The organism is Pseudoxanthomonas suwonensis (assembly GCF_010093235.1).
Lineage (GTDB): Bacteria > Pseudomonadota > Gammaproteobacteria > Xanthomonadales > Xanthomonadaceae > Pseudoxanthomonas > Pseudoxanthomonas suwonensis.
This window is the reverse complement of record NZ_PDWP01000003.1, coordinates 98,863-111,467: the sequence shown is the minus strand read 5'-3', so window position 1 is coordinate 111,467 and position 12,605 is coordinate 98,863. Positions and strand designations below refer to the sequence as shown.

The 12,605-nt window shown below is 70.0% G+C and carries 7 protein-coding genes; 3 read left to right on the top strand and 4 right to left on the bottom strand.

Features of this window, described 5'->3' with window-relative positions; translation table 11 throughout:
* Positions 1 to 283 precede the first annotated feature (283 nt).
* Together infC and thrS are read right to left on the bottom strand one after the other, a co-directional pair.
* Positions 284 to 805, bottom strand: coding sequence for a translation initiation factor IF-3 (gene infC / locus CSC68_RS02280; RefSeq protein ID WP_162201923.1), 522 nt, complete (start codon positions 803 to 805; stop codon positions 284 to 286).
* A gap of 60 nt (positions 806 to 865) precedes the next feature.
* Complete coding sequence (thrS, locus tag CSC68_RS02275) at positions 866 to 2,770, bottom strand: threonine--tRNA ligase (RefSeq protein ID WP_162201878.1); 1,905 nt, start codon at positions 2,768 to 2,770, stop codon at positions 866 to 868.
* Positions 2,771 to 3,141: 371 nt separating this feature from the next.
* On the opposite strand from thrS, the gene CSC68_RS02270 reads away from it, so the two are divergent.
* A complete protein-coding gene (locus tag CSC68_RS02270) occupies positions 3,142 to 4,176 on the top strand; it encodes a LacI family DNA-binding transcriptional regulator (RefSeq protein ID WP_162201877.1) in 1,035 nt (344 codons plus the stop codon).
* 52 nt (positions 4,177 to 4,228) lie between these two features.
* Here the strand turns inward: CSC68_RS02270 and CSC68_RS02265 are convergent, their stop codons facing one another.
* Entirely contained in the window at positions 4,229 to 5,884 is a 1,656-nt protein-coding gene (locus CSC68_RS02265; RefSeq protein WP_162201876.1) for an alpha-amylase family glycosyl hydrolase, read from the bottom strand.
* Positions 5,881 to 7,362 carry an MFS transporter gene (locus tag CSC68_RS02260; RefSeq protein ID WP_162201875.1) on the bottom strand — a complete coding sequence of 494 codons (1,482 nt, stop codon included), beginning with the start codon at positions 7,360 to 7,362 and terminating at the stop codon, positions 5,881 to 5,883. The genes CSC68_RS02265 and CSC68_RS02260 overlap by 4 nt, the downstream gene beginning before the upstream one ends.
* Positions 7,363 to 7,570: 208 nt before the next feature.
* On the opposite strand from CSC68_RS02260, the gene CSC68_RS02255 reads away from it, so the two are divergent.
* A complete protein-coding gene (locus tag CSC68_RS02255) occupies positions 7,571 to 10,339 on the top strand; it encodes an alpha-1,6-glucosidase domain-containing protein (protein WP_162201874.1) in 2,769 nt (922 codons plus the stop codon).
* The gene (locus CSC68_RS02250) at positions 10,339 to 12,411 is read left to right on the top strand and encodes a glycoside hydrolase family 97 protein (protein ID WP_425501190.1); all 2,073 of its coding nucleotides are present in this window, start codon (positions 10,339 to 10,341) and stop codon (positions 12,409 to 12,411) included. Before CSC68_RS02255 ends, CSC68_RS02250 begins: the two co-directional genes overlap by 1 nt.
* Positions 12,412 to 12,605 lie beyond the last annotated feature (194 nt).

Sequence of the window (12,605 nt, the reverse complement as noted above, 5' to 3'; positions counted from 1 at the left end):
CTCCGGCGAACCGGAGCCGCGTATTATGCCTCCGCCGGCTTTCCTTTTGCAATCAGCGGGTTCGACCGGAGCAGGCGGATGCGGCGGCGGGCGGAAAACCGGACAGCCCCTCCGGCACACCGGGAGCCATGCAACGCGTCGGAACCATCAGGATCCGCCCTGCCCGGCCCTGCAGTCGCGACAGGGAGCCCCCGCGGCAGGCAGCCGGATACGGCAAAGGGCGCCACGGGGCGCCCTTTGCCGGGGACCGGCCCGCGGGCCGGATCCATGCCGCCGTGGCGGCCTACTTCTTCTTCGGCGCGATCATCATGACCATCTGCCGGCCTTCCAGGCGCGGACGCGACTCGATCACGATGTCCTCGCCCAGGTCGGCCTCGATCCGGGCGGCCATCTGCCGGCCCAGTTCCTGGTGGCTCATCTCGCGGCCACGGAAGCGGATGTTGACCTTGACCTTGTCGCCCTCTTCCAGGAAGCGGCGCATGTTGCGCAGCTTGATCTGGTAGTCGCCCTCGTCGGTGACCGGGCGGAACTTCACTTCCTTGATCTCGACCTGCCTGGACTTCTTCTTGGCCTCGTTGGCCTTCTTCTGCATTTCGAACTTGAACTTGCCGAAGTCCATGATCTTGCAGACCGGCGGATCCGCGTTGGGCTGGATCTCCACGAGGTCAAGGCCCTCTTCCTCGGCAAGGCGCAGGGCCTCGTCGCGCGACAGGACGCCGATCATTTCGCCATCGGATCCGATCACGCGCACGCGCGGGACGCGGATCTCGTGGTTCTTCCGGTTTTGCTTTTCGGGGGTGCTGATATCTCAGTCTCCGGGGGTGGTCTGGGTCACGTGCCGGCGAGGCCGGCACGCATTGTCTGGTTACGCCTGTTGCTGCGAACGCAGGAGCTCGGCGAAGGCGGACACGGACATTGTGCCCAAATCTTCGCCGGTACGCGTGCGCACCGCCACCGCGCCGTTCTCCTTCTCGCGGTCGCCGACCACCAGAAGGTACGGCACGCGCTGCAGCGTGTGCTCGCGGATCTTAAAGCCGATCTTTTCGTTCCGCAAATCGGCCTCGACCCGGAAGCCTTGATTTTCAAGGCTTTTCTTAATCTCGTTCACGTATTCAGCCTGGGCGTCGGTGATGTTCATCACCACGGCCTGGACCGGGGCCAGCCAGGCCGGGAAGGCGCCGGCGTGGTGCTCGATCAGGATGCCGATGAAGCGCTCCATCGAGCCGACGATGGCCCGGTGCAGCATCACCGGGTGGCGGCGCTGGCTGTTCTCGTCCACGTACTCGGCGCCCAGGCGGCCGGGCATCATGAAGTCCACCTGCACGGTGCCCAGCTGCCAGGTACGGCCGATGGCGTCCTTGAGGTGGTACTCGATCTTCGGGCCATAGAAGGCGCCCTCGCCCGGCAGCTCCTGCCACTCCACGCCGGAGGCGCGCAGCGCCGAGCGCAGGGCCTCCTCGGCCTTGTCCCAGGTGGCGTCGTCGCCCAGCCGGTTGTCCGGGCGGAGGGCGATCTTGATCTGGATGTCCTCGAAGCCGAAGTCGCCGTAGACCTTCAGCGCCTGGGCGTGGAACGCCCGTACCTCGGACTCGATCTGCCCCTCGGTGCAGAAGATGTGGCCATCGTCCTGGGTGAAGCCGCGCACGCGCAGGATGCCGTGCAGCGCGCCGGAGGGCTCGTTGCGGTGGCAGGAGCCGAACTCGCCGTAGCGGATCGGCAGGTCGCGGTAGCTGTGCAGGCCCTGGTTGAAGATCTGCACGTGGCCCGGGCAGTTCATCGGCTTCACCGCGTAGGTCCGCTTCTCGGACTCGGTGAAGAACATGTTGTCCTGGTAGTTGTCCCAGTGACCGGACTTCTTCCACAGGCTCACGTCCAGGATCTGCGGGCAGCGCACCTCGCCGTAGCCGGTCTCGCGGTACACGCGGCGCATGTACTGCTCGACCACCTGCCACACGCTCCAGCCCTTCGGGTGCCAGAACACCAGGCCCGGGGCCTCTTCCTGCAGGTGGAACAGGTCCTGCTGCTTGCCGATCCGGCGGTGGTCGCGCTTCTCGGCTTCCTCGATGCGCTGGATGTAGGCCTTGAGCTGCTTCTCGTCGGCCCAGGCGGTGCCGTAGATGCGCTGCAGCTGCTCGTTCTTCGCGTCGCCGCGCCAGTACGCGCCGGAGATGCGGGTCAGCTTGAACGCCTTCAGGAAACGGGTGTTGGGCACGTGCGGGCCACGGCACATGTCCACGTACTCCTGGTGGTAGTACAGGCCCATGGCGGTCACTTCCGGCCCCATGTCCTCGATCAGGCGCAGCTTGTAGTCCTCGCCCCGCGCCTTGAAGACCTCGATGACCTCCTCGCGCGGGGTCATCTTCTTGATGACGTCGTAGTCCTGGGCGATCAGCTCGCGCATGCGCTGCTCGATCGCGGCCAGGTCCTCGGGGGTGAACGGACGCTCGGAATGGATGTCGTAGTAGAACCCTTCCGCGATCACCGGGCCGATGACCATCTTCACTTCCGGGTACAGCTGCTTGACCGCGTGGCCGACCAGGTGGGCGCAGGAGTGGCGGATGATCTCCACGCCCTCCTCGTCCTTGGGAGTGATGATGCGCAGGGTGGCGTCGTGGTCGATGACGTCGCTGGCGTCGACCAGCTTGCCGTCGACCTGGCCGGCGACCGTCGCCTTGGCCAGGCCGGCGCCGATGGACTGCGCGACCTGCATGACGGTGACGGGGCCTTCGAACTGGCGCTGGCTGCCGTCGGGGAGCGTGATGGTGATCATTTGGGGCCGGGATTCGGGATTGGGGATTCGGGATTCGAGTGCGGGATCGGGTCGAGTGGGACGGTGCGGCCAATCCCCAATCTCGAGTCCCCAATCCCGTTGGCCGCATCGCGGTCAACAAAAAAGCGCCACCAGGCGCCTGCGGGGACGGCGGCCTGGGCGGATGTCAGCAGTAGGCGGTGGTAGTGCTCATGTCGCACGCTCGGCCGGCGTTCTCCGCGGGCCACCTTGTACTGGGGGCGCGCCGGCACCCTGCCGGCGGCGAGGCCCCGATTCTATCGCAGCCAGGCCGGCGGGCGCAGTACGGGGGCCCCCATGGCATCATGTCCGCTCGCTGTAGAGCCGTCGCGGGCTCGAAGGAGCCTGTTCCAATGACCACCCGGGCCAAGGCCACTTCCCTCGACATCGCCCACCTGGCAGGGGTATCCCAGCCCACCGTGTCGCGCGCCCTGCGCGGCAGCCCCTCGGTCAGTCCGGAGACGCGGCGCCGGATCCTGGCCATTGCCCGCGAGCTCAACTACAAGGTCGACAAGAACGCCTCCAGCCTGCGCGCCGGGCAGTCCGGGACCCTGGCCCTGCTGTTCTTCGAGGACCCGACCCCGGACGACTCGCTGATCAACCCCTTCTTCCACTCCATGCTCGGCTCGATCACCCGGGCCTGCGCGCTGCGCGGCTACGACCTGCTGGTCTCCTTCCAGCAGCTGTCGACCGACTGGCACGCGGACTACGCCGACAGCCACAAGGCCGACGGCATCATCCTGCTGGGCTACGGCGACTACCTGGAGTCCGAGTCCCGGCTGCAGCAGCTGGTCGAACAGGGCACCCACTTCGTGCGCTGGGGCGCCGCCCTGCCCGGCGAGCCCGGTATCTCGATCGGCTGCGACAACTTCCAGGGCGGGCACGACATCACCGCCCACCTGCTCGAAAGCGGCTGCCGCCGGATCGCCTTCCTGGGCCATGCCTCCGGGCACTATCCCGAATTCCGCGAACGCTGGCGCGGCTACGAGGCGGCCCTGCGCGAGGCCGGGATCGAGCCCGATCCGCTGCTGCAGGCCGACGCCATCACCACCGAGCAGTCCGGATACGAGGCCGCCCGCTCGCTGCTGGACGCCGGCCGGCCCTTCGACGGCGTGTTCGGCGCCAGCGACCTGATCGCCCTGGGCGCGATGAAGGCCCTGCGCGAGGCCGGGCTGGCCATCCCCGGCGACGTGGCCGTGGCCGGTTTCGATGACATCGCCATGGCCAGCTTCGCCCAGCCACCGCTGTCGACCGTGCAGCAGGACACCAAGCTGGCCGGCGAGGTGCTGGTCGAGAGCCTGATCCGGCTGGTCCAGCGCGAACCGGTGGAAGGCCGGCGTTTGCCCGTGCGCCTGGTGCTGCGCGAGTCGAGCCGGCGGCCGGGCTGAGGCCGCTCCCGCCGGCGGGCGCCTGGCACCGGCGCCGCCAACGGATATCCGCTTACTGCTTCGGCGTGGCCTGCAGTGCGGCCTTGCGCAGGTCCGCGCGGGAGACCGGGCCATCGAACAGGAACACGCGCACGCCGTGCGCGGGCACCTCCACCTTCAGCTTGCGGCCGACCTCGAATGCCTCGCCGCTGAAGCCGTCGCGCCAGCGTCCGGGCTGCAGCAGGCGCCTGACCGTGGTGGTGCGTGCGCGGTCGCCCTTGTTGAGCAGGACCAGGGCGGTCTGCGCCTGGCCGGCATCCTCGTAGACCCGGTAGAACACCGCGCTGTCGCCTTCCAGTTCCACGTTCAGCTGCACGCCGCGCTGCAGCGCCGGCGAGGCCTTGCGCAGGTTGGCGATGCGCCGCAGGTTGGCGTGGATCGGGTGCGCGGGGGCGGCCTGGATGTTCTCCACGCCGAAGTAGGCGCGGTTGCCGCCGTGCTCGCCCTGGCCGCGCATGAAGCCGGTTTCCGAGCCGTAATAGACCACCGGGATGCCGCGCGCGGTGAACAGCCAGTTGTGCGCGTCGATGAAGCCCTCGTCGCTGGCGTCCATGCGCGGCATGTCGTGGTTGTCGTAGAAGGTGGCCAGCTCGTACGGGTTGGCGTACGGGCCGTCCTTCAGGTACAACGCCTGCTCCATGCGCTCGAAGCGGGCGCTGGCCTGGCGCGAGAACACCTCGTCCATGGCCTTCTTCATCGGGAAACCCAGCCCGCTCCCCCCGCCGTTCTCCGGCCGGGTGAACTCGGCGATGCTGGCCGCCTCGTAGTCGAACGCCTCGCCGAACATGAACATCCCCGGGTGGCGTTCGCGGATGCGGTCGGTGAAGGCCTTCCAGAACGGCAGCGGCTGGTGGCGGATGGTATCGATCCGCAGCGCATCCACGCCCTGCCCGATCCACTGCAGGTAGGCGCCGACCAGGTAGTCCAGCACCGCCGGGTTGTCGGCATCGAGGTCGGCCAGCTGGGCCAGGTCGGGCTTGTCGTTGTAGAACGCGTGCAGCGGGTTGCCGGCCGGATCGAGGCGCTCCGGCGGCAGGTTCTGGTGGTCGGCCACCAGGCGCCCTTCCGCGTCGAAGATCTGGCCGTACTGCGGCTGCGGCACCGGCATGGTCCAGCCCGGCGAACCGTGGTTGGCGACGATGTCCAGCACGGTCTTCAGGCCATGGCCGCGCAGGCCGGCGGTCAGGCCGGCGAAGTCCAGGCCCTCGCTGGGCAGGTGCTCGTCCAGGCGGTAGAAATTCACGCCCCAGTAGCCGTGGAAGCCGGTCTTGCCCTGGTCGGTGAGGAAGCCGTCGCAGGTGATCGGGTCGCCGCCGGTGAAGGCCTGGTCCGGGTTGTCCACGATCGGCGTGATCCACACCGCGGTGAAACCCATGTCGGCGATGTAGCCGGCGTTGTCCAGCAGGCCGCGGAAGTCGCCGCCCAGGTAGCCCACGTTGCCGACCACGCCGTCGCAGGGCTCCAGCGGCCGGTCGAAGGTGTGGTGCTCGCCGCCCTGGTCGCGGTGGTCGTTGGCCGGATCGCCGTTGACGAAGCGATCGGTCATCACGAAGTACACCGCCTCGCTGGCGAACGGTTCGCGGGTGCCGTAGATGGACTGGGCGAAGGCCGGCGCGGCGGCCAGCGCCAGCGCGGCACCGAGCAGGGACTTGCGCAGGACGCGGCTCATGCGCGGGCCTCCGCCGGACGCGGCACCGCGAACACGCAGGCCGCCGCCACCAGCAGGCTGGCGCCGCCCAGGGCCAGGGCCCACAGCGGCTGGCCGCCGAACAGCGCACGCAGCAGGAAGCCCAGCAGGCTGGCCGCGACCAGCTGCGGGATGACGATGAAGAAATTGAACAGCCCCATGTAGGTCCCCATCTTGGCGATCGGCAGGTTGTCGGACAGCATCACGTACGGCAGCGAGAGGATCGAAGCCCAGGCGACGCCCACGCCGACCATCGACAGCAACAGCCAGTGCGGGTCGCCGATCAGCAGGAAGGAAAGGAAACCGGCCGCGCCCAGGCACAGGTTGACCACGTGGCTGGCGCGCACGCCCAGCCGGCGCACCATCCACGGAATGGCCACCGCTGCCAGGGCAGCAAAGCCGTTGTAGGCGGCAAACAACACGCCGACCCAGTTGGCGCCCTCGTTGTAGGCGGCCGAGGTCGGGTCGCTGCTGCCAAAGTGGCTTCCGGCCACCGCCGCGGTGGTGTAGATCCACATCGCGAACAGGGCGAACCAGGAAAAGAACTGGACCACCGCCAGGCGGCGCATGGCCAGGGGCATGGCGCGCAGGTCGCCGGCGATGGTCGGCAGCATGCCACCGGCCGGCAACACCCGCGCCAGCAGCAGGAGCAGGCCGTAGGCGGCGGCCATGCCGGCCAGCACGTAGAGCATGCGGTCCCAGCCGCGCATGGCGATCACCACCGCCAGCGCGAGGCCCGCCACCAGCCAGCCCAGCGCCGGTCCCGGCCCGGGCATCGCCACTGCCGGCGTGGGCCGGGCCGGCGTCGGCTCGGCCTGCTCGAACCGGGCCAGCGCCTCCGGCGAGTATTCGCGGGTACGCAAAACGGTCCAGCCGATGGCGCACAACAGCACTGCGCCGCCGATGTAGAACGCGTAGCGCACGGTGTCCGGCACCTCGCCGGCGTGGGCGGTGTTGGCCACGCCGAACCGGGTCAGCAGCCAGGGCAACAGGCTGGCGATCACCGAGCCGACGCCGATGAAGAAGCTCTGCATCGCGAATCCCGCCGGCCGCTGCGAAGCCGGCAGCTGGTCACCGACGAAGGCGCGGAACGGCTCCATCGAGATGTTGATCGATGCGTCCAGGATCCACAGCGTGCCCGCGGCGATCCACAGCGTCGGCGAGTTCGGCATCACCAGCAGGGCCAGGGTCGCCAGCACGGCACCGACCAGGAAGTACGGGCGGCGACGCCCCAGGCCGGTCCAGGTGCGGTCGGAGAGGTAGCCCACCACCGGCTGCACCAGCAGGCCGGTCAATGGCGCGGCGATCCACAGTCCGGGCACCTGGTCCATGTCCGCACCCAGCGTCTGGAAGATGCGGCTGGCATTGGCGTTCTGCAGGGCCAGGCCGAACTGGATTCCCAGGAAGCCGAAGCACATGTTCCAGATCTGCCAGAACGACAGGCGAGGTTTGCGTTCCATCAAGCGGTCCCCCCCTCCGGGAATCGTCGTGTTCCACGCCGCCGGGCGGCGGTGCTGCCGGCATGGTAGGCGGCGGCCGCACGCGACGCACAGCACATGCATACGTATTCATCGGCATGTCCGCCCATGCTGCACTGCACCCGTGGAATAGTTCGGCCCCTCGCGCCGCGGCCCGCTGCCGCAGGCGTGGAGCGTTCTGGGAGGGACGATGCGACAAAGCCTGCGCCGGCGCGCCATACGCGCCATGTTCCATGCACTAGGAGCGGCCAGCGGCTGTGCCCTGCCGCTTGCCGCCCTGCCGTCGCACGCGGCCGTGCTGCCGACCGCCGCATGCGATGCCGGCGATGCCGTGGTCCTGGCCGCTGATGCCGGCCCCCATCCCGAAGCACGCGCGATCTGGCTGGACCGCCATACCCTGCGCTGGCCGGGGGCACCGGCCGATGGCCGCTACCGCCTCTATGCCGGCGACACCCTGCCCGTGGCCAAGCCCGGCCAGCGCGTACGCGGCGGCGCGCGGGCGATCGGGCTGACCCCTTCAGCACAGCTGGCCGACGAGGTCGTGCAGCGCTTCCGCCATGTCGCGGCCGGCGCCACCCTCGCCATCGGCCTGGACGACGCCGACCTGCGCACCCTGCACCGCCAGGCCCTGCTGCTGGTGCGCGAGGATGCGCGCGGCCGTGTGCTGGAGGCGACCAGGACCCAGCTGCCCGGCGCCCTCGATGACCTGTATGCCGCCGCGGTCGATGCACCGATGCCCGGCGCGTATCCCTCGCTGGATGGCACCCGCTTCTCCGTATGGGCGCCAACCGCACGCGAGGCCTCGCTGTGCCTGCATGCCGACGACCAGGGCCCGGCGACCCGCCGCGTGCCAGCCGAGCGCGATGCCGACACCGGAATGTGGACCGCGGAGCTGCCGGAAGACCTGCGCGGCAGCTATTACACCTGGCTGGTGGACGTGCACGTGCCGGGCACCGGACTGGTGCGCAACCGCGTCACGGATCCCTATTCGCTCAGCCTCGGCACCGACTCCCGCCGCAGCTACGTCGCCGACCTGGACGATCCGGCGCTCAAGCCGGCCGGCTGGGACGACGCCCCGCGTCCGCCGGCGCTGGAGGCGCAGGTGGACATGTCGGTGTACGAGCTGCACGTGCGCGACTTCTCCATCGGCGACGCCACCGTGCCCGAAGCGCTGCGTGGCCGCTACCTGGCCTTCACCGCCGGCGGCAGCGCAGGCATGTCCCACCTGCGCGCCCTGGCCCGGGCCGGCCTGACCGACGTGCACCTGCTGCCGGTGTACGACTTCGCCTCCGTGCCCGAAGCCGGCTGCACCACCCCGCAGCTACCCGATGCACCGGCGGACAGCCCGCTGCAGCAGGCCGCGGTGATGGCCGAAGCCGCGCGTGACTGCTTCAACTGGGGCTACGACCCGTTCCACTTCAACGCCCCGGAGGGCAGCTACGCCACCGACCCGTCCGACGGCGCCGTGCGCATCCGCGAGTTCCGGGCCATGGTCATGGCCCTGCACGCCCTGGGCCTGCGCGTGGGCATGGACGTGGTCTACAACCACACCTTCGCCGCCGGCCAGGACCGCGGTTCGGTGCTGGACCGCATCGTCCCCGGCTACTACCACCGGCTCGACGCCAGCGGCGCGGTGGAGACCAGCACCTGCTGCAGCAACACCGCCACCGAACACGCGATGATGGCGCGGCTGATGATCGACTCGGCCGGGTTGTGGGTGCGGCATTACCGGATCGATTCGTTCCGCTTCGACCTGATGGGCCACCAGCCGCGCGCGGCGATGGAAGCCCTGCAGCAGCGGGTCGACACTGGCGCCGGCCGCCACGTGCCGCTCATCGGCGAAGGCTGGAACTTCGGCGAGGTGGCCGATGGCGCCCGCTTCGTCCAGGCCTCGCAGCTGTCCCTGGGCGGCAGCGGCATCGGCACCTTTAGCGACCGCGGCCGCGATGCGCTGCGCGGTGGTGGTCCGGGCGACAGCGGCGCTGACAAGGTCGCGCGCCAGGGCTGGCTCAACGGCCTGGGCTACGCGGCCAACGAACTCACCACCGGCGACGATCCGGCCGGGGCCCGTGCCGCCCTGCTGCGCGCGGCCGACCTCGTCCGTGCCGGCCTGGCCGGCACCCTGCGCGACTACGTGCTCGATACCGTCGATGGTCCGCGTCCGCTGCACGCCGTGGACTACAACGGCCAGCCGGCCGGCTACGCCCATGCGCCCGGCGAGGTCGTCAACTACGTCGAGAACCACGACAACGAGACGCTGTACGACCTCAATGCCTACCGCCTGCCCGCGGGCACGCCGGCCCACGACCGCGCGCGCGTGCAGGTGCTGGGCATGGCCACCACGGCGCTCAGCCAGGGCGTGGCCTACTACCACGCCGGCATCGACCTGTTGCGCTCCAAGTCCATGGACCGCAACAGCTACGACTCCGGCGACTGGTTCAACCGCATCGACTGGAGCGGCCAGGACAACTACTTCGGCAGCGGCCTGCCTCCGGCCAGCGGCAACGAGGGTGACTGGCCGTGGATCGGGCCACGCCTGGCCGATCCGGCGCTGCGCCCGGCACCGGAAGACATCGCCTTCGCCCGCGCCGCGCTGCGCGAGCTGCTGGCGATCCGCGCCAGTTCCAGCCTGTTCCGCCTGCGTACCACGGAAGAGGTCTCGCGCCGGCTCAGCTTCCCCAACAGCGGCCCCGGCCAGAACCCGCTGGTGATCGCCGGCCTGCTCGATGGCCGCGGCCATCCGGGCGCCGGCTTCGACGGGATCCTCTACCTGCTCAACGCCTCGCCGCAGGCACAGCAGCTGGAACTGCCGCAGCTGCGCGGCCAGCGCTGGCGCCCGCATCCGCTGCAGCGCGGCCCGCACGCCGCCGATCCACGCGTGCGCGAAGCACGCCATGAACCCGCCCGCGGCCGCTTCACCGTGCCGCCGCGCACCGTCCTCGTCTACGTCCTGGAGTAATCCCCATGTCCGCACGACGCCCACCACGCCGCCCCGGCACCCTGCTCGCCCTGCTAGTCCTTGCAGCCGCCGCCCTTCCCGTCCATGCCCGCGACCTTGCACGGATCGAATCCCCCGGCCAGGTACTGGCGGTGACGATCGAGGCCCAGCACGAGGACCGCCTCGCCTACCGGGTCGAGCGCAACGGCCAGCCGGTGATCGCCTCCTCGCGCCTGGGTTTCCTGCTGGGTGATGGCCGCCTGGAGCGCAACCTGGAGCTGATAGACCACTCCAGCCGCAGCTTCGACGAGACCTGGGAGCAGCCCTGGGGCGAGCGCCGCCTGACCCGCAACCACTACAACGAGCTGCGCGCGCGCTTCGCCGAGCGCCCGGCCACCCCCGGCGAGGCCCCGCGCCGGATCGACGTGGTGTTCCGCGTGTACGACGACGGCGTCGGCTTCCGCTACGAGTTCCCGGCCGAGCCGGCCCCGCGCCAGGTGCGCATCCGCCAGGAGCTGACCGAGTTCGCCCTGGCCGATGCGGACGACACCACCGCCTGGTGGATCCCGGCGTTCGAGTGGAACCGCGAGGAATACCTGTATTCGCGCACCCCGCTGCGCGAGATCGGCACCGCGCAGACGCCGCTGACCCTGCGCACCGGCGACGGCCTGCATGTCTCCATCCACGAGGCGGCGCTGGTCGACTACGCCGGCATGAACCTGGCCCGTGGCGACGCCAACGTGCTGCGCGCGGCGCTCACGCCTTCCAGCGAGGGCGGCGCGGTGAACCGTACCACCCCGTTCGCCACTCCGTGGCGCACGATCCAGGTCGGCGAGCGCGCCGGCGACCTGGTCGAGTCCAGCCTGATCCTCAACCTCAACGAGCCCAACGCCATCGGCGACGTCAGCTGGTTCAAGCCGGCCAAGTACGTGGGCGTGTGGTGGTCGCTGCACCTGGAGAAGGAGACCTGGGGCACCGGCCCCAAGCACGGCGCGACCACCGCCAATACCCGCCGCTACATCGACTTCGCCGCGAAGAACGGCTTCTGCGGCGTGCTGGTGGAAGGCTGGAACCCGGGCTGGGACGGCAACTGGTTCGCCAACGGCTGGGGCTTCGACTTCACCCGCTCCACCCCGGACTTCGACCTGCCGAAACTGGCCAGGTACGCCGCCGGCAAGGGCGTGCACCTGATCGGCCACCACGAGACCGCCTGCGCTGTCAGCCATTACGAGCGCCAGCTGGAGGCGGCCTTCGACCTGTACGCGCGCAACGGCGTGGACGTGGTCAAGACCGGGTACGTCTGCGACGCCGGCGACATCCAGCGCCAGGACCAGCCCGGCGGCCCGGTGGTGCGCGAGTGGCACGAGGGCCAGTGGATGAGCAACCACCACCTGCGCGTGGTCCAGGCCGCGGCGAAGCGGAAGATCGCGGTCAACGCGCACGAGCCGATCAAGGACACCGGCCTGCGCCGCACGTACCCGAACTGGGTCTCGCGCGAGGGTGCGCGCGGCATGGAGTTCGCCGCCTGGGCCGATCCGCCGAATCCGCCGGAGCACGAGGCCACCCTGGTGTTCACCCGCATGCTGGCCGGGCCGATGGACTTCACCCCGGGCATCGTCAGCCTGGTCGGCCGCAACGGCCAGAAGCTGCGCAGCACCCTGGCCAAGCAGCTGGCGCTGTACGTGGTCCTGTACAGCCCGGTGCAGATGGTCGCCGACCTGCCCGAGCATTACGCGAAGCAGCCGCAGGCGCTGAAGTTCATCCGCGACGTGGCGGTGGACTGGGAGGAAAGCCGCATGGTCGACGGTTCGGTCGGCGAGTACGCGGTGCTGGCACGCAAGGCGCGCGGCGGCGAGGAGTGGTTCCTCGGCGCGGTCGGCGACGACACCCCGCGCGTACTGCAGGCACCGCTGTCCTTCCTCGATGCCGGCCGCCGCTACCGCGCGGAGATCTACCGCGACGGCGATGGCGCCGACTGGGAGCGCAACGCGGCGGCGTTCGTGCACGAGACCCGCGAGGTCGGGGCCGGCGACGTGCTCGAGCTGCGCCTCGGTCGCGGCGGCGGCCAGGCCGTGCGTTTCGTGCCGCTCTGAAGGCGTTTGCGATGAATACGTATGCGCCCCGGCTCGGGCGCGAAGGGCCGCCACTACCATAGCGGCGGCCGATGAAAGCGGCGCGGCGGGGCAGATGCCTGCCGCGACCGGTTCGACGGCGGCAACGTGCGAGGGGTTGCACGGCCGCCGGTCCTCCACCCCGCCGCGCAAGCCAGCGCGGCATCCCAACCGTA

Bases quoted from the DNA above. Each gene is read 5' to 3' on its own strand.
- CSC68_RS02255 (WP_162201874.1), top strand. From the start codon at position 7,571: ATGCGACAAAGCCTGCGCCGGCGCGCCATACGCGCCATGTTCCATGCA.
- thrS (WP_162201878.1), bottom strand. From the start codon at position 2,770: ATGATCACCATCACGCTCCCCGACGGCAGCCAGCGCCAGTTCGAAGGC.
- CSC68_RS02270 (WP_162201877.1), top strand. From the start codon at position 3,142: ATGACCACCCGGGCCAAGGCCACTTCCCTCGACATCGCCCACCTGGCA.
- CSC68_RS02265 (WP_162201876.1), bottom strand. From the start codon at position 5,884: ATGAGCCGCGTCCTGCGCAAGTCCCTGCTCGGTGCCGCGCTGGCGCTG.
- CSC68_RS02260 (WP_162201875.1), bottom strand. From the start codon at position 7,362: ATGGAACGCAAACCTCGCCTGTCGTTCTGGCAGATCTGGAACATGTGC.